Origin of the sequence: Citrobacter braakii (genome assembly GCF_009648935.1) — a bacterium.
GTDB classification, from domain to species: domain Bacteria; phylum Pseudomonadota; class Gammaproteobacteria; order Enterobacterales; family Enterobacteriaceae; genus Citrobacter; species Citrobacter braakii.
This window is the reverse complement of record NZ_CP045771.1, coordinates 2,356,221-2,382,210: the sequence shown is the minus strand read 5'-3', so window position 1 is coordinate 2,382,210 and position 25,990 is coordinate 2,356,221. Positions and strand designations below refer to the sequence as shown.

Genomic DNA, 25,990 nt, shown 5'->3' with positions numbered 1-25,990 from the left:
CGCTTAACCGCAATGACCATGCCAGGAAATTGAAGAAGTTAGTGAAAAAATTGCCATTGCATAATGCGATTATGTAGCCGTTGTTCACGCTCAGCATCCAGCTGTTTTAAGGCCTGCGCCGCCTCGGCGCGCTGAACTGCCAACAGCGCTTTGCGACCCGATATTTTCAACTGTTGGCACAATTCAGCATCGCTGCGTTGAGCCTGTATACGCCCGCGCAATGCCGGAAGAGGCAACTCGCTGCGCTCAAGCAAACGACTCAGACAACCTAATGATGTCAGTAATGGTCGATGCGCGAAGGCAAACCCAGCCAGCTCACCCCAGTCATCCTCATTAAGCGTAGTCTCTTTCAGTGGTACCAGCGGAATGCGCTCTGCGTTCCACTGCGCAAGAATCTCCGCATCCCGTCGCAGGCGCTGGTGCGCCCGCCAGGCAAGGCATTTTCCCGCTTCGCTGATGGGCAGCACCGCCATAGCGGTATAACAGCCGCTGCTGGCTTCCCGATGATTGCCCATCCGTACCAGGACAAAACCGCAACGCTGCCAGAAACGCCATAATTCAGCCGTATAACCAAAGCTGACGGACAGATAGTCGCACTGCGTGCAATAGTGCCGGGCCTGCAGAATCAGCTGTTGCCCAATACCTTCTCTTTGACGTGCGGGATGAACCGCAATTCGACTGACCCGCCGCCCGACGAGCGTCGCTGCCAATGGGTCTCCGCCGTGCGCCGCCAGTGACTGCGCAACCAGATTTCCTCTTGGTCGGCGATATCCGGCCCAGACGGCCTGGCTTAATTCTGCGGATAATCCCCCCTCGTCGACCAGCCAGACGGCTCCCGCCACCGAGTTAGCAGCCGAAGCCTGAAGAAAATGCTGACCCGGCGCGTCCATCATTCGCCGCAGATCCAGTGGCGAGGTGCGATAATGCGCACCGGAAAGTAGCTGATATACCGCTAACGGCAGCGCCGGGTTTGTCTGCCATGAGAGTTGATCAAATGCCGAGAAGTTAAGCTCCCCTAAGGGGGCATGCGTAAAGGTTTCGTCGTCAAACACCAGCACATCGCTGACGATTTTCTCCAGCGGACATCCCTGCGCCCAGCGCACGGGTTGTTGCAACTCATAGCGTCGAAGATGGGGAAAGCGGGCGCAGAATTTCAACAAAAAGCCTCTGCCAGTTCCCTCATAGCCCTGTACGGTGGTGGTTAACAGCGTACGAGGGAAACGCGCAACCAGTTGGTGCAGCAGCGGCGCGGGGATCGCGGCGGCTTCATCCACAACCAGCCAGTCTGCGGTTGCAGAACTGCTTAACAGCGCATCCGGGGCCATAAAGCGGTAACCCTCTGCGGCAAATTGCGCCAGCACATCCGTTGCCGCTTTAGCAGGCGCGGTGACAATCGCGGTCCCGTTGATACGTGCTATCAGTTGCCCTGCCAGAGCCGATTTGCCCCGGCCACGTGCAGCTGTGACCGCAGCCACGCCGGGAGGCATATCCAGCAACTGGGTTAAAATCATCGCCTGTTCAGGCTGAGGATCACCGGTTGCCGCGTGCCAGACTGCACGAACAGGAAAACGCGGGCTGGAAACTGCGTGATGCTGCTGCCAGTGTAGCGCCTGTCCGTCACGGGAAATCACCCGTTTGACATGTTCAACAAAGTGCGGCGTTGGGATAGGTTCAGCACAGTCGCTCCAGCGCAGTGAATCCACGTCCGGATGCGTGTGCCAGGTATGCCAGGGGGGGGTCAGCAAAACCAGCCAGCTCCCGGCGATCAGCGTTCCGCTTAAGGCGGCAAATGCCGCAGCGTCAAATCCCTGCCCGGCGTCAAAAACCGCATGACGAAACTCGCGGCCTAATAACGTTTGCAGCGCCTGTGGCGTACAGTTCGGCTCAGCAGGGGCTTGTGCGCCCACCCATAACCAATCGCCGGGTAACGTGTCGCGTAGCGCTAAAGCCCGCTCCTGACACCAGTTCCCCTCACCACTGATAATCAGCAGACGACGGATCCCTTCGTGGGCCATCTGTTCGGTTAACGCGCTCAGCGCCGTATTATCAGACATCCCTGCCTCAGTAGCTTAAATGCCTTTACCAAAAGTATTACATTGTCCCGGATCGCCGCTGTCAAAACCGCGTTTGAACCAGCTAAGCCGCTGCTCAGAAGTGCCGTGGGTAAAGCTGTCCGGCACAACGCGTCCTTGTCCCTGCTGCTGCAGGCGATCGTCGCCAATAGCCTGAGCGGCGTTCAGCGCTTCAGCCAGGTCGCCGGACTCCAGCACGCCCTGCTGCTGCATACTGTTGCCCCAGACGCCGGCAAAGCAGTCCGCCTGCAGTTCCATACGTACGGAAAGACGGTTTACCTCAGCCTGTGAGGCATTCTGCTGCATCTGGCGAACTTTCGGTTCAATACCCAGCAGTTTCTGCACGTGGTGACCCACTTCATGGGCGATAACATAGCCCTGAGCAAAATCGCCATCGGCGCCCAGCTTGTTTTTCATGTCATCATAAAATGAGAGGTCGATATACACCGTACCATCCGCCGGGCAGTAAAACGGCCCCATCACCGACTGACCTGCGCCACAGCCGGTACGCGTCGCTCCGCGATACATTACCAGCTTCGGCTGTTGGTAGGTCCGGCCCATTTTTTCAAACTGCTGCCCCCAGGTATCTTCCGTGGTGGCCAGAATCACCGAGGTAAATTTTGCTGCTTCATCATCATTTGGGCTGATGGAGTGTGATGATTGCTGTTGGGAAACTGGCTGGCCGGTCATTAATCCGGTGAGATCCACGCCATAATATCCCGCCACCAGCACCACAATCAGCAGGATGATGCCGCCTTTACCACTGGGCAAACGAAAACCAGGGCCGCCTATAGAAGGGCCGCCACCGGAGCTATTTCGTCTGTCTTCCACATTGTCACTTTCACGACGCCCTTGCCAGCGCATAATCACCTCAACTTTTTATTCATTATGATGATGATCGTAGGCGGTTCGGAACAGGATTACCATAAGAAACAGTAATCAAAATCGGCGGGATTGATGAGCCGGAGAGCGATCGCCGGCTCAGGGGAGGATTAGTCTAACTTCACACCCAGACGATGCGCGACGGCTTCATAGGCTTCGATCAGGCCGCCCAGGCTCTGGCGGAAGCGATCTTTGTCCATTTTATCCAGCGTTTCTTTGTCCCACAGACGGCTGCCGTCCGGTGAGAACTCATCGCCCAAGACCACTTCACCTTTATACAAACCAAATTCAAGTTTGAAGTCGACCAGAATCAGACCGGCATCATCAAACATCTTTTTCAGCACGTCGTTGGCTTTGTAGGTCAGCTCTTTCATACGCGCCAGATTCTCTTTGCTCACCCAACCAAAAGTTTCGCAATAGGAATCGTTAATCATTGGATCGTGCATAGCATCGTTTTTCAGGAACAGATCAAACAGCGGCGGATTCAGTTCAATACCTTCCTCAACGCCTAAACGCTTAACCAGGGAGCCTGCTGCGCGGTTACGAACCACACATTCAACCGGTACCATCTCCAGTTTTTTCACCAGACATTCAGTATCGGAAAGCAGTCGCTCCATCTGGGTAGGAATGCCCGCTTCTTGCAGTTTAGTCATAATGAAATGGTTGAACTTGTTGTTCACCATGCCTTTACGATCAAACTGTTCAATGCGCGCGCCATCCCCTGCTGACGTATCATTGCGGAATTCGAGCACCAACAGGTCCGGGTTTTCCGTGCTGTATACGGTCTTCGCTTTACCACGATACAACTCAGCTTGCTTTTGCATCTTTATTACTCCTGGGTGTGAATTAACGATAAATATTGCGTTTTTCTGCCGACGCACACGTTTGCGTATCATATCAGAAAAAAAGGGCTGGAGTTATCCAGCCCTTTATTTTTACTTACTGAACGCTGCCTGGAAGACGGCGACCAGCGCGTCGTTCTGGCTTTGCGTCAGGGTATGCCCCTTCGGATCGATAAACTGCAAACTACTGCGGTTGTCTAAATCACCGACCTGCAGTTTATAGTCGCCGGATACCAGACCCGGATCGCTTGCGCCCAGCTCCTGCCAGTTGCTATCAGACAGTGGTTTGTAGGTCACGGCGATGCTGCCCTGAGAACGGGTGCTGTCGGTCACTTTCATCCCCACTTTCTCAAGCGCTGCCGGCAGACGCTGCCATACCACGTTGAACGGTCCACGTACCACCAGCATCGGTAAACCGGTGTCATCGGCAGCACTCTGAACATCCATGGTGGCGGCAGAGCGGTTCTGCGCGGCATTCGCGGCGTCAGTGGCGTTCTTATCCAGACCTGCGGAGATAACGTTCATCATCTCAGCGCTGTAACGCTGCATTGATGCTGGATCAGCTACGGGTTTACCCGCCTGCTCGAGGTTAATCAGTTTCACCGTTACCGCCTGCTGATAGCCCTGCGGTTTAACCGAGATTTGATAACGTCCACGGTACTGCTCGTCTTCATCCAGACGGTTCCAGTTAACCCAGTCGGTGGTCAACGTCTGGCTGGCATCATCACGTTTGGTGATCGTGTAGTTTTTAGACTGAATGACGCTAACGACCTGTGGCCACAGCGTGTTGCCACGACCATTTTCCACCAGCAATGTCGACGTATCACCCGCGATCTGAGTGCGAGCACCGGTGACTAATGCTAACGGCTGAGCCGGCGGGCGAATGTCCAGCGCTTTACCAACGGCACCGCTGCCGTTGGTGACCGGGATATTATAGTCACCCGACATAACCGGCAGAATCATCCCAGCTGGAGCGTGAAGCTCAGCAAGCGGTGCGGCCTCCAGATAGGATTCATCACCGCTCACCTGGCGCTTATAACGCGAGTCAGAACTACAGGCCGCGAGCAACATAACAAGCGAAACACCCGCAACCTTGGCCAGGCGCGACTTTTGTACTGAGTAAGCCATCAAATCTCCCTAAACTTTACAGCAAACCGGCATGCTTAAGCGCCGCTTTGACGATTTCACGAGCATTATCCGTGATTGGCGTCATCGGCAGACGTAGCGTATCGGTCGCCACAAGTCCCAACTCCTTACACGCCCATTTCACTGGGATAGGATTGGGTTCGACAAATAGTTTGTTGTGTAACGGCATCAGACGCTGGTTAATCACCCGCGCCTCGGCAAAGTTCCCGGCTGCCGCCAGTTTGCACATTTCGGCCATATCGCGTGCCGCAACGTTAGACGTCACGGAAATCACACCATGACCACCGAGCTGCATAAAATCCAGTCCGGTCGCGTCATCACCGCTGAGCAGAATAAAGTCGTCTGAAACCAGCTCTTTGATCTGGTGAACGCGACTTAAGTTCCCCGTGGCCTCTTTAATAGCGATAATATTTTTTACTTTCGCCAGGCGACCAACGGTTTCCGGCAACATATCGCAGCCGGTACGGGACGGTACATTATACAGAATTTGCGGCAGGTCAGTATGTTCAGCGATGGCTTTGAAATGCTGGAACAAACCTTCCTGGGTTGGGCGGTTGTAGTAAGGCGTCACCGTCAGGCAGCCGACAACACCACTGTCGTTGAAACGCTGCGTCAGACTAATGGCTTCAGCGGTCGCATTAGCGCCAGTTCCGGCAATCACCGGAATACGCCCGTCGGCCAGCTCCAGGGTCATCATCACCACATCGCCATGCTCATCATGACTCAGGGTGGCAGACTCACCGGTGGTGCCAACCGAAACGATCGCCGAGGTGCCGCTGGCGACATGATAATCAATCAGTTTTTTCAGGCTCGACCGGCAGACTTTACCTTTCTCATCCATCGGCGTAACAAGCGCGACAATACTTCCCGTGAACATGGGCCATCCTCTGTGCAAACAAGTGTCTCAATGGTACGTTTGGTACGACAATAAAAGCAAGCGACCAGAGCCGTTCTGATTGTTGTATGCATGTTTTTTTTATGCTTTCCTTATGATTACCTCACCGCTCAAAGGAAGAACAGGTTTGACATCGTCATCGCAACACTATCTGGTCATTACTGCGCTGGGTGCTGACCGCCCGGGAATTGTGAACACCATCACACGTCATGTCAGCAGTTGCGGCTGTAATATCGAAGACAGCCGACTGGCCATGCTGGGTGACGAGTTCACGTTTATCATGTTGCTGTCGGGCACCTGGAATGCCATTACCCTAATTGAATCAACCTTGCCGTTGAAAGGTGCAGAGCTGGATTTACTGATTGTGATGAAGCGCACGACCGCACGCCCCCGTCCGGCGATGCCCGCTACGGTATGGGTGCAGGTCGATGTTCCTGATTCTCCGCATTTGATTGAACGCTTTACCGCCCTGTTTGACAGCCACCAAATGAATATTGCGGAACTGGTTTCACGCACGCAACCGGCTGAGAACGAAAAGGCGGCACAGCTGTTTATTCAAATTACCGCACATAGTCCTGCGTCACATGATTCGGCAAATATTGAAGATGCGTTTAAAGCACTCTGTACAGAACTCAATGCGCAAGGCAGTATTAACGTCGTCAATTACTCACAGCATGATGAACAGGATGGAGTTAAGTAATGAACCCACTGAAAGCCGGTGATATCGCACCGAAATTTAGCTTGCCGGATCAAGACGGAGAACAAGTAAATTTAACCGACTTCCAGGGACAGCGTGTTCTGGTTTATTTTTACCCGAAAGCCATGACACCCGGCTGTACCGTTCAGGCCTGCGGCCTGCGCGATAACATGGATGAGTTAAAAAAAGCAGGTGTTGAAGTGCTGGGAATCAGCACCGATAAACCAGAGAAGCTTTCCCGATTCGCGGAGAAAGAAGTCCTTAACTTCACCCTCCTGTCCGACGAAGATCACCAGGTTTGCGAGCAGTTCGGCGTCTGGGGTGAGAAGTCATTTATGGGCAAAACCTATGATGGCATCCACCGCATCAGCTTCCTGATTGATGCTGAAGGGAAAATTGAGCATGTGTTTGATGACTTCAAAACCAGCAACCACCACGACGTAGTAATGAACTGGCTGAAAGAGAACGCCTGATTTACATTTTGCCGGATAGCGCCTGATGGTGACGCCACGCGTCTTATCAGGCCACCATCCGCATAACTCCGTAGCCGGATAAGGCGTTTACGCCGCCATCCGGCATCAACGTCGTTTATTCAAACGTCCCTTTTACACAGGCTTTTTTCTCTCTGACGACGGCTTTGCCCTTCGCCCACAGATGATGAACTTCAAGCGCATCATTGAGCACCAAAATGTCGGCATCGCATCCTACCGCCAGACGCCCTTTATGTTCCAGTCCCAAAAATTCTGCGACCGTTCGCGTCAGCGGACACAGCGCCAGTTCCAGCGGTATGGCATGAACCTTCACCAACTGGCGCACTGTTTCAGCCAGTGATTCAAAGCCTGCGACACCGATGCCGGTAAGATTACCGTAGTCATCAAATTCCGGCTGGCTACCGTTGCCGTCTGAACTCAAGGTAATACGCGACAGCGGCACGTTCTGGCGTAGCGCCGTGGCGATAGCCGTGGCCGGGTCGACGGGTTCATCAATGCTGCTGGTAATGTCGATATAACCGCCTTTGCGGGCATACTCCAGCGCCGACTGAAACAGCAGTTCCGCACGATTGACGTGTGTGGGCAGCAGCTTGGTAATCGGTACATCGCAACTGTCGAGGATCTGGTACAACGGCTCCAGCATGCGCGGGCTGTCGCCCATATGGAAGACGCTAATCCCCGGCTTGCGCCCTAACAATCCGCCAACGCGCGACTGCGCCGCCATGTTTGCCAGCACCGAGGTGTCCGGGGCTGAAGAACGATGGTCCGAAACAGCACATTTCACGCCAATGATTTTATCGATCAGCGCCACATCGCGATCGATACTGCCGGTGATGGTCGGAGAAGGCAGAGAATACGCCCCGGTCAGCATCCATGCGCTGATGCCTTCAAATTCCAGCGCGCGGGTTTTCGCCAGCAGCGATTCAGGGTGACGGGTAATACCATCTGTCCCCAGTAATCCCACCACCGAGGTGACACCAGCTTCAACCAGCCGCGACAAGCGCACTTCCGGCGTGCGGGTGTGCGGCCCTGCTTCTCCGCCGCCGCCAATCAGATGGACGTGTTGATCGATAAATCCTGGGCACACAATCGCACCGTCAAGATTGATACACTCGCAGCCAGGAAAATCGTCAGGGGAAATCGACGGCGCGATGGCAACAATTTTGCTGTCAGACACCAGTATATCCTGGCGCCCTAAGTCTTCCGGCGCGTACACGTGTCCCTGCTGGAACAACGTCAAATTAAGAATGGAACAGTTCATAACCTTCCTTGTCAGGCAATAACCTGCATAACCCAAATAGAGAGCAGCGCATTAATTACGCATACCGCAATAATAAGCGGGTAATAACGGGGATGGACCCCCGCGGTACCCAGACAGCGTCCCACATTTTGCACCGGATTGCCCATCAGGTAGATAGCCGGTAACAGCACCGTAGCATCATGTCCCGAAAGCGTACCGGCGACAACCAGGCTGGCGCAAACACCGACGCCGCCTCCCATACTCATCACCGCCGCCAGCAGTACGGTAGCAGATTCCCCCGGCAGTCCCCACAGCGCCATTACCGGCTCACATACCCGCCCGACAATCTCGAGCAGTCCCGTCACCTTCAGCGCCTGAATAATCACAAACGCCATTACCACGTTAGGCAACAGGCTGGTTGTTGCAATAGTGAATCCGCGCCGTGCGCCATCGATAAACATATCCATGACGTTTTTACGTACTTGCGTTGTCATCTCACGCCTCCTGCTGCGTACGGCGATTTTCCAGCTGCGCAATCCACAAACGCAGCAGGTTCGCACCCACAAATTTGAAGACAAGGATCACCGCCAGCGGCGTAATCACCGGAACGGTAACCATCGTAAACAACGCGGCACCCGAGGAAAAATAGTTGGTAATACACGCACTGCCGCTGGTTTGCCAGCAGGCAAAAATGGCACGTTCCTGTTCAGTGATAATGCCCTCTTCCGCCATTTCTTTAGTCATCCCTGCCGCAGCATCGGTATTTTGCAAATTCGCAATCAGCGCCAGCGAACAAATACCTGGAATACCGAGTAACGGGCGCAGTACTGGCGTCATCAGTTGCTGTGCCGCACGCAACCCTCCCAGCCCTTCGGTGACGGAAATTATCCCGAGTGAAAGAATGACGGAAGGCGCCAGCTCAAGCGCGAATAAGAAGCCGTCTTTTGCGCCCATACCGCCCGTGCCGCGAAAAGAGACCGCCGTGTCCCCCGCCGCATTAATCTGCCCAAACGCACCGTTGAGAACGGTGAAATCAAAGACTCGCCACCATTCGATACTTTTCGCAAACATGCCGGAAAAAAGAATAATCGTAATAAAAAAAGCGAGATAACCGCCCCATCCCACCTTCTGCTGCGTGTGTGTGTTGTGACCCATTTTGTTCTCCTGTTGGCCTTATTCCTTGCGTGACTTAAAGACATCACGCGGGTCAAGTTAAAGACAAACGCAGAGAAAAACGACACCAGAGGAGATTATTCAGAATGTGTGGATAGAGGTCAGACAAGTTCGGCTCCGGCGACATTGCATCGCCGGAGCAAACAGATTAGGGTTCATCAACGACCTGACCATCCGGCCAGGCATGCATTACCGCTTTGATTAACGTCGCCAGAGGAATCGCAAAGAATACGCCCCAGAATCCCCACAGGCCGCCGAATATCACTACTGAGAGAATAATCACCAGCGGATGCAGATTTACCGCCTCGGAGAACAGCACCGGCACCAGCAAATTACCGTCCAGCGCCTGGATTATCAGGTATACGGCAAAACAGCTCCAGAACTCGGTGCCAAGCCCGAACTGGAACAATGCCACACCGACCACCGGAATAGTGACCACGAAAGCGCCGATATACGGGATCAGTACGGAGAAGCCTACCAGCACCGCCAGCAGCAGCGAATAGTTGAGGCCAAACAGCAGGAAGCCGAGCCAGGTCGCCACGCCGACCACCACCATTTCCAGCACCTTGCCGCGGATATAGTTGGTGATTTGCTGGTTCATCTCTTTCCACACCTGCCCCGCCAGTCCGCGATTACGCGGCAGCACCCGACGCACTGCGTTCAGCATTTGTCCTTTATCTTTGATCAGGAAGAACACCATCAACGGGACGAGAATCAGATACACCGCCAGCGTCAGCAATCCGACCAGTGAAGCCAGCGAATATTTCACCACCGAATCGCCCATGGTGAGCATTCGCGAGCGCATATTCTCCGCCATCGCATCAATAATGCCCGCATCCATCAGCGCCGGATAACGCCGCGGTAAGGTGGCGGCAAAATCAGACAATTTATTGAGCATGCCGGGCATATCGCGGATCAGGTAGATCCCCTGTTGCCATGCAACGGGCATTACCACAAACGCCATCAGCAGCAAAATACCGACAAACACCACCAACACAATCGATGTCGCCCAACGCCGTGAACAACCAATATGTTCCAGCCGTACTGTCGGCCATTCGAGCAGGTACGCCAGCACAATGGCGACCAGCAGCGGCGCCAGAAGACCGCTAAAAAAGAACAGGATGCCAAAACCGGCAACCAGAATAATCAGCAAGGCGATGGCTTCGGGGTCGCTAAAGCGGCGGCGATACCATTGCATCAACATTTCGAGCATAAAACCCTTCCATGAATCCAATAGCGGGATTGCGATCCCGAATTGTATCGAAATGTCACAAAAAAGACTTCGCTTTTTATAGCGGATTACGCAAAGTGAAAAGACATTTTTCCTGGGTGTTCATCGTCAGGTTTCGCAGTTACACTCCCTAAGCTTGCGGAGTGTGAACGATACTTCACGGCATTGGTCAAATGGCTATCTCAAAAAAGAATACAGGACAGAGGTTATGTTCAGGCAGTTGAAAAAAAACCTGGTTGCTACCCTCATTGCTGCACTGACCATCGGTCAGGTTGCGCCCGCATTTGCAGAAACCGCGGACACCCTGCCTGATATGGGAACCTCGGCAGGGAGTACGCTTTCCATAGGACAGGAAATGCAGATGGGCGATTATTATGTACGCCAGCTGCGCGGCAGTGCGCCATTAATTAACGATCCGTTGCTGACGCAATACATTAATGCGCTGGGGATGCGTCTGGTCTCGCACGCCGACTCGGTAAAAACGCCCTTCACCTTCTTTTTGATTAACAACGATGAAATCAACGCCTTTGCTTTCTTTGGCGGCAACGTTGTTTTGCACTCCGCACTGTTCCGCTATTCCGATAACGAAAGCCAACTGGCATCGGTTATGGCGCACGAAATTTCCCACGTTACGCAGCGTCACCTGGCGCGCGCAATGGAAGATCAGAAACGCAGCGCGCCGCTAACGTGGGTGGGTGCGTTAGGGTCAATTTTATTGGCGATGGCCAGCCCGCAGGCGGGTATGGCGGCGCTGACCGGTACGCTGGCGGGTACACGCCAGGGGATGATTAGCTTTACGCAGCAAAACGAACAGGAAGCAGACCGCATCGGTATTCAGGTACTGCAACGCTCGGGATTCGATCCCCAGGCCATGCCGACGTTTCTGGAAAAATTGCTCGATCAGGCCCGTTACTCTTCGCGTCCACCAGAAATTTTGCTGACTCACCCCCTGCCAGAAAGCCGTCTGTCGGATGCCCGTAACCGCGCCAACCAAATGCGTCCGGCTGTCGTCCAGTCTTCAGAAGATTTTTATCTGGCCAAGGCACGCACCTTAGGCATGTACAACTCTGGTCGCAACCAGCTGACCGATGACCTGCTGAGTAACTGGTCGAAAGGCAACATACGTGAGCAACGTGCGGCGCAGTATGGCCGGGCATTGCAGGCAATGGAGGCCAGTAAATATGACGAGGCACGTAAAGCACTGCAACCGCTGCTGGCGGCAGATGCTAACAATGCCTGGTATCTCGACCTGGCAACGGATATCGATCTCGGCCAGAAGAAAACCAGCGATGCCATTAATCGGTTGAAAAACGCCCGCGACCTGCGCACCAACCCGGTACTGCAGCTCAACCTGGCAAATGCGTATTTACAGGCCGGGCAAGCCAAAGAGGCGGCGACCATCCTGAATCGCTATACGTTTAACCATAAGAACGACCCTAACGGCTGGGATCTGTTAGCGCAAACGGAAGCCAACCTGAACAACCGCGATCAGGAACTGGCGGCTCGCGCGGAAGGGTATGCCCTCGCAGGACGTCTGGATCAGGCGATTTCGATGCTCAGCAGCGCAAGCTCACAGGTCAAGCTGGGTAGCCAGCAGCAGGCCAGATACGATGCCCGTATCGACCAGCTACGCCAACTGCAAGAGCGCTTTAAACCGTATACGAAAATGTAATTATCGAACCCTTGCCGGATGGCGATATGTAGGCCAGATAAGGTCTTTTGGTCGCCATCCGGCAGGATTGTTATGCAAGGAGAAGTCATGTCAGACGCGATTAAAATCTACCATAACCCACGCTGCTCCAAGAGCCGTGAAACGCTGGAGTTACTGAAGTCTAACGGTGTGGACCCGGAAGTGGTGTTGTATCTGGAAACCCCGGCTGACGCCACAACCCTGCGTGAATTGCTGCAGATGCTGGGCATGTCCAGCGCGCGCGAGCTGATGCGCCAGAAAGAAGATCTCTATAAGTCACTTAATCTGGCGGACGTAAATCTGAGTGAAGATGCGCTGATTCAGGCAATGGTGGAAAACCCGAAATTGATGGAGCGCCCGATTGTGGTTGCCAAAGGCCAGGCGCGAATTGGACGCCCGCCGGAGCAGGTACTGGAAATCATCGGTTAACCTGAACCTGCCGCAGTTTTTTCGGCTGCGGCGCTTACAGCTTCAGTATCTCTTTTACGAATGGAATGGTCAGCTTACGCTGGGCGGTGATCGAAGCATGATCAAGCTGATCCAACGTCATAAACAGCGTACGCATTTCTCGATCCAGACGCTTGAGCAGGAAGCGTCCCACATCTTCCGGCAGTTCAAACCCACGAAGTCTGGCGCGTAATTGCAACGCCTGCAGCTTATCTTCATCGGAAAGCGGCTGCAGCTTGTAGATTTGTCCCCAGTCCAGGCGCGAGGCGAGATCCGGCAACCCCAGATTCAACTGTCTTGGCGGGCGATCGCCTGTGATCAGCAGACGCGTTTTCCCCGACTCCAGGATGCGGTTGTAGAGATCAAAGATCGCCATTTCCCACAGCGAATCCCCGGCCACACATTCGATGTTATCGATGCATACCAGCGATAAATGCTCCATACCGTCGAGCACCTCGGGGACGAACCAGGTACGCTTGTCGAGCGGCACATAGCCTACCGCATCGCCGCGCGCGGACAGTTCCGCACAAGCTGCATGCAGCAAATGACTACGGCCAGCGCCTTCACGCGACCAGAGATAAATATACCCGCTATGGTCCTGACGCAGCACGTTTTGCAGTGCAGCCAGTAAAGAGGAGTTATCCCCCGGCCAGAAACTTGCGAAAGTTTCGTCGTCAGGAAGATAAAGTGGCAAAGAGAGCTGTGCCGGTGTGTTCAGAGATACCTCAACCCAGGATTTCATAAAATCGCGTTGAGTTTAACACAGAAATACGTCGTGATAGAACCGGGCAGCATCGCCACCCGGTAAGAGATTTACTGTTGCGGACTGTCGGCATCTTCCGCGTCAAGCACGACTTCTTCCGGACGCAGCAGGCTGATAACTTTGAAAATCAGGCTCAGACAAACGCCAACAATGGTCGCCAGCGCCATGCCTTTCAGCTCAGCGGCGCCAATGTGAACTTTCGCACCACTCACGCCGATGATCAAAATAACCGAGGTCAGGATCAGGTTTTGCGCTTTGTTGTAGTCAACTTTTGACTCGATCAGTACGCGAATACCAGAAGCACCAATCACGCCGTACAGCAGCAGCGATACGCCACCCATGACCGGCAGTGGAATGATTTGGATCGCCGCAGCCAGTTTGCCCACACAGGAGAGCAGAATGGCAAAAATTGCCGCGCCGCCGATAACCCAGGTACTGTAAACACGGGTAATCGCCATTACGCCAATGTTTTCGCCGTACGTGGTGTTCGGCGTAGAGCCGAAGAAACCAGAGATAACCGTAGACAGGCCGTTGGCAAACATAGAACGATGCAGGCCAGGATCGCGAATCAAATCTTTTTTCACGATATTCGCCGTTACCACCAGGTGTCCAACGTGTTCAGCGATGACCACCAGCGCCGCCGGCAGGATGGTCAGAATGGCAACCCATTCAAAGCGCGGCGTGTAGAACGTTGGCAGAGCAAACCAGTGGGCCTGCGCAATCGGCGTGGTGTCCACGACCCCCATCACGAAGGAGAGCGCGTAGCCGGCCAGCACCCCAATCAGAATCGGGATAATCGCCATAAAACCGCGGAACAGTACAGAGCCAAATACCGTAACCGCCAGCGTCACCATTGAGATGATGATGGTTTTTGAATCCGGTAATTGCCCCTCTGCTGGCAGTAACCCCGCCATGCCCGCAGCGACGCCAGCCAGCTCCAGACCGATGACGGCAACGATTGCGCCCATCGCCGCAGGAGGGAACATGACATCCAGCCAGCCGGTTCCTGCTTTCTTAACGATGAAAGAAACCAGACAGAACAGAACGCCGCACATAATGAAACCACCCAGCGCCACTTCATACCCTAACGGCAGCAACAGCAGTACCGGGGAAATAAATGCGAAGCTGGAACCCAGATACGCGGGAATTTTACCTTTACAGATAAAGAGATACAGCAATGTACCAATGCCGTTAAACAGCAGAACGGTAGCCGGGTTGATGTGGAACAGGACTGGCACCAGTACCGTTGCGCCAAACATGGCGAACAGGTGCTGCAAACTAAGCGGGATTGTCTGTAAAAGCGGCGGTCTTTCACTCACCCCGATAGCACGGCGCGTCATAGTGTTTTCCTCTGAGTGTTGTTTGTTATTAGCCTTGGGTTGTTATATTCAAAAAAAAGCCGACTCTTAAAGTCGGCTTCTTTTCACTTATTCGTTTACTTGGTACCAAAAATCTTATCGCCGGCATCGCCGAGCCCCGGAATAATGTATCCGTGCTCGTTCAACCCCTGATCGATGGAGGCCGTGTACAGCTCAACATCCGGGTGCGCTTTTTCCAGTGCCGCGATACCTTCCGGTGCCGCAACCAGGACCAGCACTTTAATGCTGGTGCAGCCTGCATTTTTCAGCAGGTCGATGGTGGCGATAACGGAACCGCCGGTTGCCAGCATCGGGTCAACGATCAGCGCCATACGCTCATCGATGTTAGATACCAGCTTCTGGAAGTACGGAACCGGCTCCAGCGTTTCTTCGTTACGGTACATACCAACCACGCTGATACGCGCGCTCGGAACGTTTTCCAGTACGCCTTCCATCATGCCCAGGCCCGCACGCAGGATTGGCACAACGGTGATTTTTTTACCTTTGATTTGGTCAACTTCAACTGGACCGTTCCAGCCTTCAATGGTCACCTTTTCGGTTTCCAGACCAGCGGTTGCTTCATAAGTCAGCAGGCTGCCAACTTCCGAGGCGAGTTCACGAAAGCGTTTAGTGCTGATGTCGTTTTCACGCATCAGTCCCAGCTTGTGTTTGACGAGTGGGTGTTTGACTTCCACGATCTTCATACTCTTCTCCTTTCCTCAGACGAGTGGCAACCACAAAAAAATCGCCGGATTATACCGCTTTTCGTCTCTGGCGCAACACTGGATACGCTTGATATGGATCAACCAAAGTCGTTTGCGTCTGGATGATGAGTATAAAACAAGCCCCGCATTATTGGCGGGGCTGGCTGTCAATACTATGAATTTTATAGATATTCAGCATTGGTCTGGATAACGTTTTGATACCATGAAAAAGATTTCTTCGGCGAGCGTGCTAACGTTCCGCTTCCGTCATTATTTTTATCAACATAGATAAAGCCGTAGCGTTTTTTCATCTCCCCCGTCCCGGCCGAGACTAAATCAATACAGCCCCACGGGGTATAGCCCATCAGGTCCACGCCATCTTCCACTACCGCTTTTTTCATTTCGCTGATATGTGCGGCCATATAGTCAATACGATAGGAATCATCTACCGAGCCGTCGGCCTGCTGCACGTCAATCGCACCAAAGCCGTTTTCGACGATAAACAGCGGCAGTTGGTAATGATCCCAGAACCAGTTCAGCGAATAGCGCAGACCGACGGGATCAATCTGCCAGCCCCAGTCCGATTTATGCACGTACGGGTTGGAAACCAGACTTTTCGACTCGTCGTAGTCCAGCTGTGGGTTGTCTGCCGTGGCCTGCGTTGCGAAAGACATATAGTAGCTAAAGCCGATGTAATCGACACAACCCTCAGTCAGCGCCTGACGGTCTTCCTCAGTGATATCAAGATCAAAGCCACGCCGGGCAAAGTAGTTGAGAAGATGCCGTGGGTATTTGCCGCGCACATGGACATCGGTAAACCAGTAACGCCGGTGCATGGCGTTCATCGCCATCATCATATCGTCCGGCGCGCAGGTCAGTGGATAGATAGGACACATGGCAATCATGCACCCTATATGCAATGCCGGGTTAATCTCACGCGCAGCCTTTACCGCCAGCGCGCTTGCCACCAGTTCATAGTGCGCCGCCTGGTACATAACCGGCTCGCGGTCTTCACCGGGCTGATATTTCAGGCCAGAGTTAGTAAAAGGCGCGAAGTCTTCGTGATAATTTGCCTGGTTGTTAATTTCATTAAACGTCATCCAGTACTTCACTTTGTGCTGGTAACGGGTAAAAACCACTGCGGCAAAACGGACAAAGAAATCGATAAGTTTGCGGTTACGCCAGCCGCCATATTCCGTCACCAGATGGTATGGCATCTCGAAATGCGACAACGTAATCACCGGTTCAATGCCATATTTCAGGCATTCGTCAAACAGGTCATCATAGAACTGCAGGCCAGCCTCATTGGGTTGCGCTTCGTCGCCTAAAGGGAAAATACGCGTCCAGGCAATCGAAGTGCGAAAACATTTAAACCCCATTTCGGCAAACAGCTTAATGTCGTCTTTATAGCGGTGATAAAAATCGATGGCGTCGTGGTTAGGGTAGTTTTTACCGGCAATCACACCGTCAGTGATTTCACGCGCCACGCCATGCGCCCCCGCCGTCATGACATCGGCAACGCTAATTCCTTTTCCACCTTCCTGCCAGCCACCTTCCAGTTGATGAGCGGCTACGGCACCACCCCACATGAAATCTGCTTTAAATCCTGACATACCCTTCCCCTATCGTGATTACTCTGTGTAAAACGCTGTTGATGAGGTCCGCAACAGAAAACAGAAACCGGTTTCAGTACGATACTGTGTATTCAGCAGACAGGTTTCAAGCACAAGACTGTACCCGGTTTCATTTTCGTGGCGCAGTTCAAACAAATAGATAAATGATTGTAAAATGCTGAAAAAATCAGCACATAAAACTTGATGCAGAGCAGGCTCGCAAACGTTTGCTTTCCCTGTTAGAATTGCGCCGAATTTAACTTTTACTGCAAGTAAACATGTGGGGAAGCAGGCAGTGACCGATAAAACCTCTCTTAGCTACAAAGATGCCGGTGTTGATATTGATGCAGGTAATGCTCTGGTTGATCGAATCAAAGGCGTAGTAAAGAAAACTCGTCGTCCGGAAGTTATGGGTGGTCTGGGTGGCTTCGGTGCGCTGTGCGCATTGCCGCAAAAATATCGTGAACCGGTACTGGTTTCCGGCACTGATGGCGTCGGCACAAAACTGCGTCTGGCGATGGATCTGAAACGCCACGACACTATCGGCATTGACCTCGTCGCAATGTGCGTCAACGACCTCGTGGTTCAGGGCGCTGAGCCGCTGTTTTTCCTCGACTACTATGCTACCGGCAAACTGGATGTGGATACCGCAGCCAGCGTCATTAACGGTATTGCCGAAGGCTGTCTGCAGTCTGGCTGTGCGCTTGTCGGCGGTGAAACGGCTGAAATGCCGGGGATGTACCACGGCGAAGATTACGACGTGGCAGGCTTCTGCGTTGGCGTCGTCGAAAAATCTGAGATCATCGACGGTTCAAAAGTGGCTGACGGCGACGTACTGATTGCACTCGGCTCCAGCGGTCCGCACTCCAACGGCTACTCTCTGGTGCGCAAAATTGTTGAAGTCAGCGGTTGTGACCCGGAAACCACCGAGCTTGAAGGCAAGCCGCTGGCCGATCACTTACTGGCCCCGACCCGCATTTATGTCAAATCCATTCTGGAACTGATTGAGAAGGTTGATGTGCATGCCATTGCCCACCTGACCGGCGGTGGTTTCTGGGAAAATATTCCACGCGTTCTGCCAGACAACACGCAGGCTGTGATCGACGAATCTTCATGGCAGTGGCCAGCCGTCTTCAACTGGCTGCAAACGGCGGGTAACGTCAGCCAGCATGAGATGTATCGCACCTTTAACTGCGGCGTAGGCATGGTTATCGCCCTGCCAGCTTCTGAAGTGGACAAAGCCCTTGCTTTGCTCAATGAGAAAGGTGAAAACGCATGGAAAATCGGTATCATCAAAGCTTCTGATTCCGAACAGCGTGTGGTCATTGAATGAAAAACATTGTGGTGCTCATTTCCGGCAACGGAAGCAATTTGCAGGCGATAATGGATGCCTGCGAACAGAATAAAATCAATGGCACCATACGTGCAGTATTCAGTAACAAGGCCGATGCGTTCGGCCTTGAGCGCGCACGCGAAGCGAATATTCCTGCACACTCGCTGGAAGCCGCCCAGTTTGCCAGTCGCGAAGCATTCGACCAGCAACTGATACAAGAGATCGACGCTTATGCCCCCGATGTCGTGGTGCTGGCCGGTTATATGCGCATTCTAAGTCCGACGTTTGTTGCTCACTATTCGGAACGATTGCTGAATATCCACCCGTCTTTATTGCCGAAGTATCCTGGCCTGCACACGCACCGTCAGGTTCTGGAAAACGGCGATGAAGAGCATGGCACCTCCGTCCATTTCGTCACCGATGAACTGGACGGCGGACCGGTTATTCTCCAGACCAAGGTTCCGGTATTTGAAGGCGACAGCGAAGATGATGTCACGGCACGAGTCCAGGCCCAGGAACATACCATTTACCCGCTGGTGGTAAGCTGGTTTACTGATGGCCGACTGAAGATGCGTGATAACGCAGCATGGCTGGACGGCGTTCGTCTGCCGCCACAAGGCTACGCCGCCGACGAAGAATAAAATCAACCTGTAAACCGGATCTCACCATCCGGTTTACAGGCATAAATACCTTTTCCGGTTAACATCTCCGGTATTCATCTACGCTCCCCCTTTCTCTTTGCTATCAGACGGTTTATTGTCATATTTTTCTGGCACTGTTGGACATCTGAGAGCAATGCTCGCCATAATAAATCGGTAGTGTCCCGTGAATGAAACGGAGTAAAAGTGGTAATGGGTCAGGAAAAGCTATACATCGAGAAAGAACTCAGCTGGTTAGCGTTCAACGAACGTGTACTCCAGGAAGCTGCTGATAAGTCAAACCCGTTGATCGAACGGATGCGTTTCTTAGGCATCTATTCCAATAATCTCGACGAGTTTTATAAGGTTCGTTTTGCCGAACTGAAGCGCCGAATCATTATTAGCGAAGAACAGGGTTCAAACTCTCACTCCCGCCATCTGTTAGGTAAAATCCAGGCCCGCGTATTAAAAGCCGATCAGGAATTTGACGGCCTGTACAATGAGTTGCTGCTGGAGATGGCGCGCAACCAGATTTTCCTTATCAATGAACGTCAGTTGTCGGTCAATCAACAGAGCTGGTTACGCCATTACTTCAAACAATATCTCCGCCAGCACATTACACCGATCCTGATTAATCGCGAGACGGATTTAGTTCAGTTTCTGAAAGATGACTACACCTATCTGGCGGTGGAAATTATCCGCGGCGATACGATCCGCTATGCGCTGCTGGAAATCCCTTCCGACAAGGTTCCCCGTTTTGTGAATCTACCGCCGGAAACCCCGCGCCGTCGCAAACCGATGATCCTGCTGGACAACATTTTACGCTACTGCCTTGACGACATTTTCAAAGGGTTCTTTGATTACGATGCGCTGAACGCCTATTCGATGAAAATGACTCGCGACGCCGAATACGATTTGGTGCACGAGATGGAATCGAGCCTGATGGAGCTGATGTCGTCCAGCCTGAAACAGCGTCTGACCGCAGAGCCTGTACGTTTTGTCTATCAGCGCGACATGCCCAATGCGCTGGTCGAGGTACTGCGTGAAAAGCTGACGATTTCTCGCTACGACTCGATTGTTCCCGGCGGGCGTTACCATAACTTCAAAGACTTTATTAATTTCCCCAACGTTGGCAAAGCTAACCTGGTGAACAAACCGCTGCCGCGTTTGCGCCATATCTGGTTCGATAACGAGAAGTTTCGTAACGGCTTTGACGCCGTTCGCGAACGCGACGTGCTGCTATATTATCCGTATCACACTTTTGAGCACGTTCTTGAACTGTTGCGCCAGGCCTCTTTCGACCCGAGCGTGCTGGCGATTAAAATCAACATCTACCGTGTGGCCAAAGACTCACGCATCATTGATTCGATGATCCATGCTGCGCACAACGGTAAGAAAGTCACCGTGGTGGTGGAGTTGCAGGCTCGCTTTGATGAAGAAGCCAACATTCATTGGGCCAAGCGTCTTACCGAGGCTGGCGTTCACGTCATCTTCTCCGCGCCGGGCCTGAAAATTCACGCCAAATTGTTCCTTATCTCGCGTAAAGAAGGTGATGAAGTTGTGCGCTATGCGCATATCGGGACGGGGAACTTCAACGAAAAAACGGCGCGTCTCTATACCGACTACTCGTTACTTACCGCCGACTCACGCATTACCAACGAGGTTCGTCGGGTGTTTAACTTCATCGAGAACCCGTATCGTCCGGTGACGTTCGATTATCTGCTGGTTTCTCCGCAGAACTCGCGCCGTTTGCTGTACGCGATGATTGACAAAGAAATCGCCAACGCGCAGCAAGGACAGCCTTCCGGTATCACCCTAAAACTGAATAACCTGGTCGATAAAGGCCTGGTTGATCGTCTCTATGCGGCCTCAAGCTCAGGCGTGCCAGTCAATTTATTGATTCGCGGTATGTGCTCTTTGATTCCGAATCTGGAAGGCATTAGCGACAATATTCGCGTGATAAGCATAGTTGACCGCTACCTTGAACACGACCGGGTTTATATCTTCGAAAACGGTGGCGACAAGCAGGTATACCTCTCCTCCGCAGACTGGATGACCAGGAATATCGACTATCGCATCGAAGTCGCCACACCGCTGCTGGACCCGCGTCTTAAGCAACGGGTGCTGGATATTATCGATATCCTGTTCAGCGACACGGTGAAGGCTCGCTTCATCGATAAAGAACTCAGTAATCGCTACGTACCGCGCGGAAACCGCCGTAAGGTTCAGTCACAATTGGCGATATACGACTACATCAAATCACTCGAGCAACCTGACTAACGCTATGCCAATACACGACAAGACTCCACGACCGCAGGAATTTGCTGCGGTCGACCTTGGTTCAAACAGTTTCCATATGGTCATTGCCCGCGTGGTTGATGGCGCAATGCAGATTATCGGGCGACTGAAACAGCGCGTTCATCTGGCGGATGGCCTCGGCGAAGATAACAAGCTGAGCGAAGAGGCAATGGAGCGCGGATTAAGCTGCCTGTCGCTGTTCGCCGAACGTCTGCAGGGCTTTCCCCCATCAAGCGTATGCATCGTGGGAACCCATACTTTGCGTCAGGCGCTAAATGCGACCGAGTTTCTCAAGCGAGCAGAAAAAGTTATCCCCTACCCGATTGAGATTATTTCCGGTAATGAAGAAGCCCGACTGATTTTTATGGGCGTGGAGCACACCCAGCCGGAAAAGGGTCGTAAGCTGGTTATTGATATCGGCGGTGGTTCAACAGAACTGGTGATCGGCGAAGATTTCGAGCCCAAACTGGTGGAAAGCCGTCGTATGGGCTGCGTCAGTTTTGCTCAGATGTATTTCCCGGGCGGCGCTATTAGTCGGGAAAACTTCCAGCGTGCGCGCATGGCGGCAGCGCAAAAGCTTGAAACCTTAACCTGGCAGTTTCGCATTCAGGGCTGGAACGTTGCGCTGGGCGCATCGGGCACGATTAAAGCGGCACACGAAGTGCTGCTGGAGATGGGCGAGAAAGATGGTTTTATCACCCCCGAACGCCTGGACAAACTGCGATCCGAAGTGCTGAAGCATGCGTCATTCGATGCGCTCAGCCTGCCGGGGCTGTCTGAAGAGCGAAAAGCGGTGTTTGTGCCGGGACTCGCGATTCTGTGCGGCGTTTTTGACGCACTGGCTATCCGCGAACTACGCCTTTCTGATGGCGCACTACGCGAAGGCGTGCTGTATGAGATGGAAGGTCGTTTTCGCCACCAGGACGTTCGCAGCCGTACCGCGAGCAGCCTGGCGAACCAGTACAACATCGACAGCGAACAGGCCCGGCGCGTACTGGAAACGACGATGCAAATGTACGATCAGTGGCATACGCAGCAGCCAAAGCTGGCCAATCCACAACTGGAAGCGTTGCTGCGCTGGGCGGCGATGCTGCATGAGGTTGGGCTGAACATCAACCACAGCGGTTTACATCGCCACTCGGCGTATATCCTCCAAAACAGCGATTTACCGGGTTTCAATCAGGAACAACAGCTGATGATGGCAACCCTGGTTCGATATCATCGCAAAGCGGTGAAACTGGATGATTTGCCCCGCTTTACGCTGTTCAAGAAAAAACAGTTTCTGCCGTTAATTCAGCTGTTGCGCCTGGGCGTGCTGCTGAATAATCAGCGACAGGCGACCACCACGCCACCGACGCTGACCCTAATTACCGACGACAACCACTGGACCTTACGCTTTCCGCATGACTGGTTTAGCCAGAATGCGCTGGTGCTGCTCGATCTGGAAAAAGAGCAGCAATACTGGGATGCCGTTACCGGCTGGCGACTCAAAATTGAAGAAGAGAGTTCACCCGATATCGCCGCATAAGCTCTCAGCAGGTGCCAGTTCTTCTGGCACCTGTTCTTCCAGCATTTCATGCAACGGCTGCGGTTTACCAATCAGATACCCCTGCATGTAATCAATCCCCAGCGAAATTACCGCACTGCGTATTTCTTCGCTTTCGACGTACTCCGCTACCACCAGCATTCTTTTCATCCGCGCCAGATGGCAAATAGAGGCCACGATTTGATAGTCGAGGCTATTCGAAACGATGTTGCGAATAAAGCTGCCATCAATTTTCAGGATATCGGCATTCACATTCTTCAGCCGCGCATAGCTGGCATATCCGGTACCAAAATCATCAATCGCAATCTGACAGCCCAATGATTGCAGTTGCAGTAGCGTTGCCTGCGCCTGTTCCGCATTGGTTAAGGCATTGCTTTCCGTTACTTCAAAAATCAGCTGCCACGGTTCAACTTTGTACTTAATCAGCAACTGGTTGATGTCATGCGGAAGCCGGGCACGGCATACCGACGTGGGAGATAAGTTAATAGCAAACCGACGGGCGGGCATTTTTTCCCGATTCTGCGCCATAAACTTCAGCGTATTTTCAATCACCCACAGATCGATGCTGGATGACAATCCAAACTCATGCGCTACCGGTAAGAAGCTGTCAGGACCGATGGTTTTACCATCATCCCCCTCTAGCCGCAGCAGAATTTCGTGATAAACATCGCCGCGCACGCCTGAAATCGGCTGCGCCATCAGGAAAAAGCGATTGTGCTCCAGCGCCAGTTGCAGACGATTCATCATCGCAACCTTATCTTTCAGGTCACGTTGCAGGTGCATCACGCCTCGGCGCTGCAAATTCTCTGGCGCATTAGTCGCCAGAGAAAGCTCGGCGATGGTGCTTAACTCCCCCAGTAACAAGTAGATGTGGTTAACAGGAGAACGGACATAGCAAAAACTAATCCCCACCTGCGGCTGTAAAGGCATGCCATCCCAGATAAAACGAAACTGCTTGATATGCCTGTCCAGCGCTTCAATACGCTCCTGATGCGACTCGGTGTTAAAACGCAGAACTAAATCATTACCCGATAACTGATAGACATGCTCATCTTGTTTCAGCAATGGCTTTACCCACTGGGCAAGTTTTTGCTTGTACTGGATACGCAGCATAATGCCGTAATTTTTCACCAGCAGTTCCATACCCGGAACACTCAAAAAGCAAAGCACTGACCATGGCGCCTTTCTCAAATCCCGGTTCAAAGCGCGCAAATTCGGAATATGCACCATGGGGTCAAAGAAGGCCAGACGATGAGAATGTCTGGCAACAATTCTCTGGCGCGTTGCCAGTACGGCAATAAAATTCACGATGAAGGAGAAAACCAGGTAACTCGATGAGGTAATGGCAAGCTGCACATCGTAACCCGAATACCAGGGCATATAGCGTTGATAATAATGAATTGCTGTAATGAGTACGAGCATCCATATTAACGAAATAAATTTATAACCGTAACGCATTGCTCCCCATAGCATGACGGGCAGCAGCAGTGACAAGGTATAATTCGTGCTAAATATCGAGCTTTGCTCATCTAACGGCATACACAACAATGTCATTAGTATGGTCAATATAATCAGCCAGACCGCAAACTCTGTTTTGGTAACTTTGGTGTCAAACTGCTGCTTTAACTGAGATAAATAGCCTCTGATATACAAAGGATTACGAATCGTGCGAATGATAAAGTAGCACAGTGGAACCCCAACCAGATTCCCGGCCAGCATGGCCTGATAGTTGATCAACGTGCCGGTATTAAGGGGCATAACGCCCACCATGCCGGATTTGCTCTCATAGACGCCCACAAACGCGGCGAAATGGAAGAATAGCAGAAACAGCGTTGCCGGGCAGAAAACCTGCCAAAACATGTGCTGAAACATCAGGTGGGAGTCACCGTAAGAAACGTTATTACGCCGGGGAGCAAAAACTTTATACCCTCCCCAACTAAGCACTATCGTAACTATAAAGTGCGAAATTATTGAGAGCATTTCAAATAACCCAACCTGCGGATATTTGTACCAGATGATGGAAATGATAATTCCTGGTAATGCCGCCCAGCCGAAAAACAACATCAGGCTAACCATTAGCGCTAAAGGCAGGTAGAAAAGAATTACGTTCCCGGTACTAATATGGGCATAGGTGTTAGCAGTGCTCAATATAGGCAACAGCAAGGAAGGCAAGATGAGAGGTAACGCCCACCATCTATCTCTAATACCAATATAATTTTTATTGAGTTTCATAGATGCTCAGTAGAATCCCGCACATCCTGCAGGGGGTATTCGGACAGGCATCCCACCTGACGTTAAAACGATAAAGTTAAATACATTAAAATGACTCATCAATTCTAGTTGTCAGCAAAGGGTGATGCTTGATACATATCAATAAATAAGTCCCTCATTAATCAATTATTACTCTTTTCATGGTTTTTTATCGTTATCTCATTATTAATGCAAATAATAATATTAATTTCCATAACATAAATAGATAAAACAACTGAATCAATTTTACATAAGGAAAAATTGACCATTCCCTCACAGTATGCCTTAATGTGACTATCGCCCTCAGTTGGGTACACTACAAGGAACCTTTTGTGAGCCAGGTTACCAGCCTACGCAAACGACACCGATTTAACAGTCGCATGATCCGGATCGTACTGCTTATCAGCTTTCTTTTCTTCTTCGGACGCTTCGTCTACTCCGCCATAGGTGCGTGGCACCACCACCAGAACAAAAAAGAATCTCAGCAGATCACCCTGCCGCAACAGGCATCTCCTGCACAAACTGACGTACGCTGATCGCTCGCGCCGATGATACTACAGCATTAAGATTCCTTACCGGATGGCTAATCGCCTGACATTTAACCATCCGGTAAGGGATTTGAGTGATGAAACTTCACGCAGTCTTACCCACCCACACGTGCTGATATATCGGATAATCAAC

General features: G+C 52.3%; 23 protein-coding genes. 9 read left to right on the top strand and 14 right to left on the bottom strand.

Going from position 1 to position 25,990, the window contains the following annotated elements; translation table 11 throughout:
- Positions 1 to 38: 38 nt before the first annotated feature.
- From GFC06_RS10980 to dapA, 5 genes are all read right to left on the bottom strand, one after another.
- The gene (locus tag GFC06_RS10980) at positions 39 to 2,054 is read right to left on the bottom strand and encodes a tRNA(Met) cytidine acetyltransferase TmcA (protein WP_153690151.1); all 2,016 of its coding nucleotides are present in this window, start codon (positions 2,052 to 2,054) and stop codon (positions 39 to 41) included.
- Positions 2,055 to 2,069: 15 nt separating this feature from the next.
- Positions 2,070 to 2,936 carry a KPN_02809 family neutral zinc metallopeptidase gene (gene ypfJ, locus GFC06_RS10975; protein WP_016153970.1) on the bottom strand — a complete coding sequence of 289 codons (867 nt, stop codon included), beginning with the start codon at positions 2,934 to 2,936 and terminating at the stop codon, positions 2,070 to 2,072.
- Positions 2,937 to 3,064: 128 nt separating this feature from the next.
- On the bottom strand, positions 3,065 to 3,778 hold the full coding sequence (purC, locus tag GFC06_RS10970) for a phosphoribosylaminoimidazolesuccinocarboxamide synthase (RefSeq protein WP_003835086.1): 714 nt from the start codon (positions 3,776 to 3,778) through the stop codon (positions 3,065 to 3,067).
- 111 nt (positions 3,779 to 3,889) lie between these two features.
- Positions 3,890 to 4,924, bottom strand: coding sequence for an outer membrane protein assembly factor BamC (bamC, locus tag GFC06_RS10965; RefSeq protein ID WP_016153971.1), 1,035 nt, complete (start codon positions 4,922 to 4,924; stop codon positions 3,890 to 3,892).
- Positions 4,925 to 4,940: 16 nt separating this feature from the next.
- Complete coding sequence (gene dapA, locus GFC06_RS10960) at positions 4,941 to 5,819, bottom strand: 4-hydroxy-tetrahydrodipicolinate synthase (RefSeq protein WP_016153972.1); 879 nt, start codon at positions 5,817 to 5,819, stop codon at positions 4,941 to 4,943.
- Positions 5,820 to 5,964: 145 nt separating this feature from the next.
- Here dapA and GFC06_RS10955 point away from each other — a divergent pair, with 145 nt between their 5' ends.
- Together GFC06_RS10955 and bcp are read left to right on the top strand one after the other, a co-directional pair.
- Positions 5,965 to 6,537 (top strand): glycine cleavage system transcriptional repressor, encoded by a 573-nt coding sequence (locus GFC06_RS10955; RefSeq protein ID WP_019077363.1) that lies wholly within the window; start codon positions 5,965 to 5,967, stop codon positions 6,535 to 6,537.
- Positions 6,537 to 7,007, top strand: a complete 471-nt coding sequence (bcp, locus tag GFC06_RS10950) for a thioredoxin-dependent thiol peroxidase (RefSeq protein WP_003835095.1) — start codon at positions 6,537 to 6,539, stop codon at positions 7,005 to 7,007. The genes GFC06_RS10955 and bcp overlap by 1 nt, the downstream gene beginning before the upstream one ends.
- 115 nt (positions 7,008 to 7,122) lie before the next feature.
- Here bcp and iadA read toward each other — a convergent pair whose 3' ends face one another.
- The 4 genes from iadA to GFC06_RS10930 all read right to left on the bottom strand — a co-directional run bounded on the left by iadA (position 7,123) and on the right by GFC06_RS10930 (position 10,651).
- A complete protein-coding gene (iadA, locus tag GFC06_RS10945) occupies positions 7,123 to 8,286 on the bottom strand; it encodes a beta-aspartyl-peptidase (RefSeq protein WP_153690150.1) in 1,164 nt (387 codons plus the stop codon).
- Positions 8,287 to 8,297: 11 nt separating this feature from the next.
- The gene (locus tag GFC06_RS10940; protein ID WP_003037948.1) at positions 8,298 to 8,759 is read right to left on the bottom strand and encodes a YjiG family protein; all 462 of its coding nucleotides are present in this window, start codon (positions 8,757 to 8,759) and stop codon (positions 8,298 to 8,300) included.
- A 1-nt stretch (position 8,760) separates the two neighbouring features.
- Complete coding sequence (locus GFC06_RS10935) at positions 8,761 to 9,420, bottom strand: nucleoside recognition domain-containing protein (RefSeq protein ID WP_153690149.1); 660 nt, start codon at positions 9,418 to 9,420, stop codon at positions 8,761 to 8,763.
- 166 nt (positions 9,421 to 9,586) lie between these two features.
- On the bottom strand, positions 9,587 to 10,651 hold the full coding sequence (locus tag GFC06_RS10930; RefSeq protein ID WP_016153975.1) for an AI-2E family transporter: 1,065 nt from the start codon (positions 10,649 to 10,651) through the stop codon (positions 9,587 to 9,589).
- A 226-nt stretch (positions 10,652 to 10,877) separates the two neighbouring features.
- On the opposite strand from GFC06_RS10930, the gene bepA reads away from it, so the two are divergent.
- Positions 10,878 to 12,341: a beta-barrel assembly-enhancing protease gene (bepA, locus tag GFC06_RS10925; RefSeq protein ID WP_047501595.1), complete on the top strand. Its 1,464-nt coding sequence runs from the start codon at positions 10,878 to 10,880 to the stop codon at positions 12,339 to 12,341.
- An 87-nt stretch (positions 12,342 to 12,428) separates the two neighbouring features.
- Positions 12,429 to 12,788, top strand: a complete 360-nt coding sequence (gene arsC / locus GFC06_RS10920; protein ID WP_046275209.1) for an arsenate reductase (glutaredoxin) — start codon at positions 12,429 to 12,431, stop codon at positions 12,786 to 12,788.
- A gap of 34 nt (positions 12,789 to 12,822) precedes the next feature.
- On the opposite strand, the gene GFC06_RS10915 is transcribed toward arsC, so the two are convergent.
- From GFC06_RS10915 to GFC06_RS10900, 4 genes are all read right to left on the bottom strand, one after another.
- Positions 12,823 to 13,524 (bottom strand): DnaA inactivator Hda, encoded by a 702-nt coding sequence (locus tag GFC06_RS10915; RefSeq protein WP_200049399.1) that lies wholly within the window; start codon positions 13,522 to 13,524, stop codon positions 12,823 to 12,825.
- Positions 13,525 to 13,619: 95 nt separating this feature from the next.
- Positions 13,620 to 14,909, bottom strand: coding sequence for a uracil permease (gene uraA / locus GFC06_RS10910; protein ID WP_016157119.1), 1,290 nt, complete (start codon positions 14,907 to 14,909; stop codon positions 13,620 to 13,622).
- A gap of 95 nt (positions 14,910 to 15,004) precedes the next feature.
- Positions 15,005 to 15,631 carry a uracil phosphoribosyltransferase gene (gene upp / locus GFC06_RS10905; protein WP_003835110.1) on the bottom strand — a complete coding sequence of 209 codons (627 nt, stop codon included), beginning with the start codon at positions 15,629 to 15,631 and terminating at the stop codon, positions 15,005 to 15,007.
- Between the two features lie 182 nt (positions 15,632 to 15,813).
- Positions 15,814 to 17,244: a 6-phospho-beta-glucosidase gene (locus GFC06_RS10900; protein WP_153690148.1), complete on the bottom strand. Its 1,431-nt coding sequence runs from the start codon at positions 17,242 to 17,244 to the stop codon at positions 15,814 to 15,816.
- Positions 17,245 to 17,539: 295 nt separating this feature from the next.
- Between GFC06_RS10900 and purM the strand changes: the two genes are divergently transcribed.
- The 4 genes from purM to ppx all read left to right on the top strand — a co-directional run bounded on the left by purM (position 17,540) and on the right by ppx (position 23,041).
- Positions 17,540 to 18,577 carry a phosphoribosylformylglycinamidine cyclo-ligase gene (gene purM, locus GFC06_RS10895; protein WP_019077369.1) on the top strand — a complete coding sequence of 346 codons (1,038 nt, stop codon included), beginning with the start codon at positions 17,540 to 17,542 and terminating at the stop codon, positions 18,575 to 18,577.
- Positions 18,574 to 19,218, top strand: a complete 645-nt coding sequence (gene purN / locus GFC06_RS10890; protein ID WP_153690147.1) for a phosphoribosylglycinamide formyltransferase — start codon at positions 18,574 to 18,576, stop codon at positions 19,216 to 19,218. Before purM ends, purN begins: the two co-directional genes overlap by 4 nt.
- 210 nt (positions 19,219 to 19,428) lie before the next feature.
- The gene (ppk1, locus tag GFC06_RS10885) at positions 19,429 to 21,495 is read left to right on the top strand and encodes a polyphosphate kinase 1 (RefSeq protein WP_003835119.1); all 2,067 of its coding nucleotides are present in this window, start codon (positions 19,429 to 19,431) and stop codon (positions 21,493 to 21,495) included.
- Between the two features lie 4 nt (positions 21,496 to 21,499).
- Positions 21,500 to 23,041, top strand: coding sequence for an exopolyphosphatase (ppx, locus tag GFC06_RS10880; RefSeq protein WP_153690146.1), 1,542 nt, complete (start codon positions 21,500 to 21,502; stop codon positions 23,039 to 23,041).
- On the opposite strand, the gene GFC06_RS10875 is transcribed toward ppx, so the two are convergent.
- Positions 23,021 to 25,291, bottom strand: a complete 2,271-nt coding sequence (locus GFC06_RS10875) for a sensor domain-containing phosphodiesterase (protein WP_047501586.1) — start codon at positions 25,289 to 25,291, stop codon at positions 23,021 to 23,023. The genes ppx and GFC06_RS10875 overlap by 21 nt on opposite strands.
- 350 nt (positions 25,292 to 25,641) lie before the next feature.
- Between GFC06_RS10875 and GFC06_RS10870 the strand changes: the two genes are divergently transcribed.
- Complete coding sequence (locus tag GFC06_RS10870) at positions 25,642 to 25,845, top strand: YfgG family protein (RefSeq protein ID WP_047416419.1); 204 nt, start codon at positions 25,642 to 25,644, stop codon at positions 25,843 to 25,845.
- Positions 25,846 to 25,990 lie beyond the last annotated feature (145 nt).

Coding starts and splice junctions, on each gene's coding strand:
- arsC (WP_046275209.1), top strand. CDS start 12,429: ATGTCAGACGCGATTAAAATCTACCATAACCCACGCTGCTCCAAGAGC.
- bepA (WP_047501595.1), top strand. CDS start 10,878: ATGTTCAGGCAGTTGAAAAAAAACCTGGTTGCTACCCTCATTGCTGCA.
- bamC (WP_016153971.1), bottom strand. CDS start 4,924: ATGGCTTACTCAGTACAAAAGTCGCGCCTGGCCAAGGTTGCGGGTGTT.
- upp (WP_003835110.1), bottom strand. CDS start 15,631: ATGAAGATCGTGGAAGTCAAACACCCACTCGTCAAACACAAGCTGGGA.
- bcp (WP_003835095.1), top strand. CDS start 6,537: ATGAACCCACTGAAAGCCGGTGATATCGCACCGAAATTTAGCTTGCCG.
- ppx (WP_153690146.1), top strand. CDS start 21,500: ATGCCAATACACGACAAGACTCCACGACCGCAGGAATTTGCTGCGGTC.
- uraA (WP_016157119.1), bottom strand. CDS start 14,909: ATGACGCGCCGTGCTATCGGGGTGAGTGAAAGACCGCCGCTTTTACAG.
- purC (WP_003835086.1), bottom strand. CDS start 3,778: ATGCAAAAGCAAGCTGAGTTGTATCGTGGTAAAGCGAAGACCGTATAC.
- GFC06_RS10980 (WP_153690151.1), bottom strand. CDS start 2,054: ATGTCTGATAATACGGCGCTGAGCGCGTTAACCGAACAGATGGCCCAC.
- dapA (WP_016153972.1), bottom strand. CDS start 5,819: ATGTTCACGGGAAGTATTGTCGCGCTTGTTACGCCGATGGATGAGAAA.
- GFC06_RS10930 (WP_016153975.1), bottom strand. CDS start 10,651: ATGCTCGAAATGTTGATGCAATGGTATCGCCGCCGCTTTAGCGACCCC.
- GFC06_RS10935 (WP_153690149.1), bottom strand. CDS start 9,420: ATGGGTCACAACACACACACGCAGCAGAAGGTGGGATGGGGCGGTTAT.
- ppk1 (WP_003835119.1), top strand. CDS start 19,429: ATGGGTCAGGAAAAGCTATACATCGAGAAAGAACTCAGCTGGTTAGCG.
- GFC06_RS10875 (WP_047501586.1), bottom strand. CDS start 25,291: ATGAAACTCAATAAAAATTATATTGGTATTAGAGATAGATGGTGGGCG.
- purN (WP_153690147.1), top strand. CDS start 18,574: ATGAAAAACATTGTGGTGCTCATTTCCGGCAACGGAAGCAATTTGCAG.
- ypfJ (WP_016153970.1), bottom strand. CDS start 2,936: ATGCGCTGGCAAGGGCGTCGTGAAAGTGACAATGTGGAAGACAGACGA.
- GFC06_RS10940 (WP_003037948.1), bottom strand. CDS start 8,759: ATGACAACGCAAGTACGTAAAAACGTCATGGATATGTTTATCGATGGC.
- iadA (WP_153690150.1), bottom strand. CDS start 8,286: ATGAACTGTTCCATTCTTAATTTGACGTTGTTCCAGCAGGGACACGTG.
- GFC06_RS10900 (WP_153690148.1), bottom strand. CDS start 17,244: ATGTCAGGATTTAAAGCAGATTTCATGTGGGGTGGTGCCGTAGCCGCT.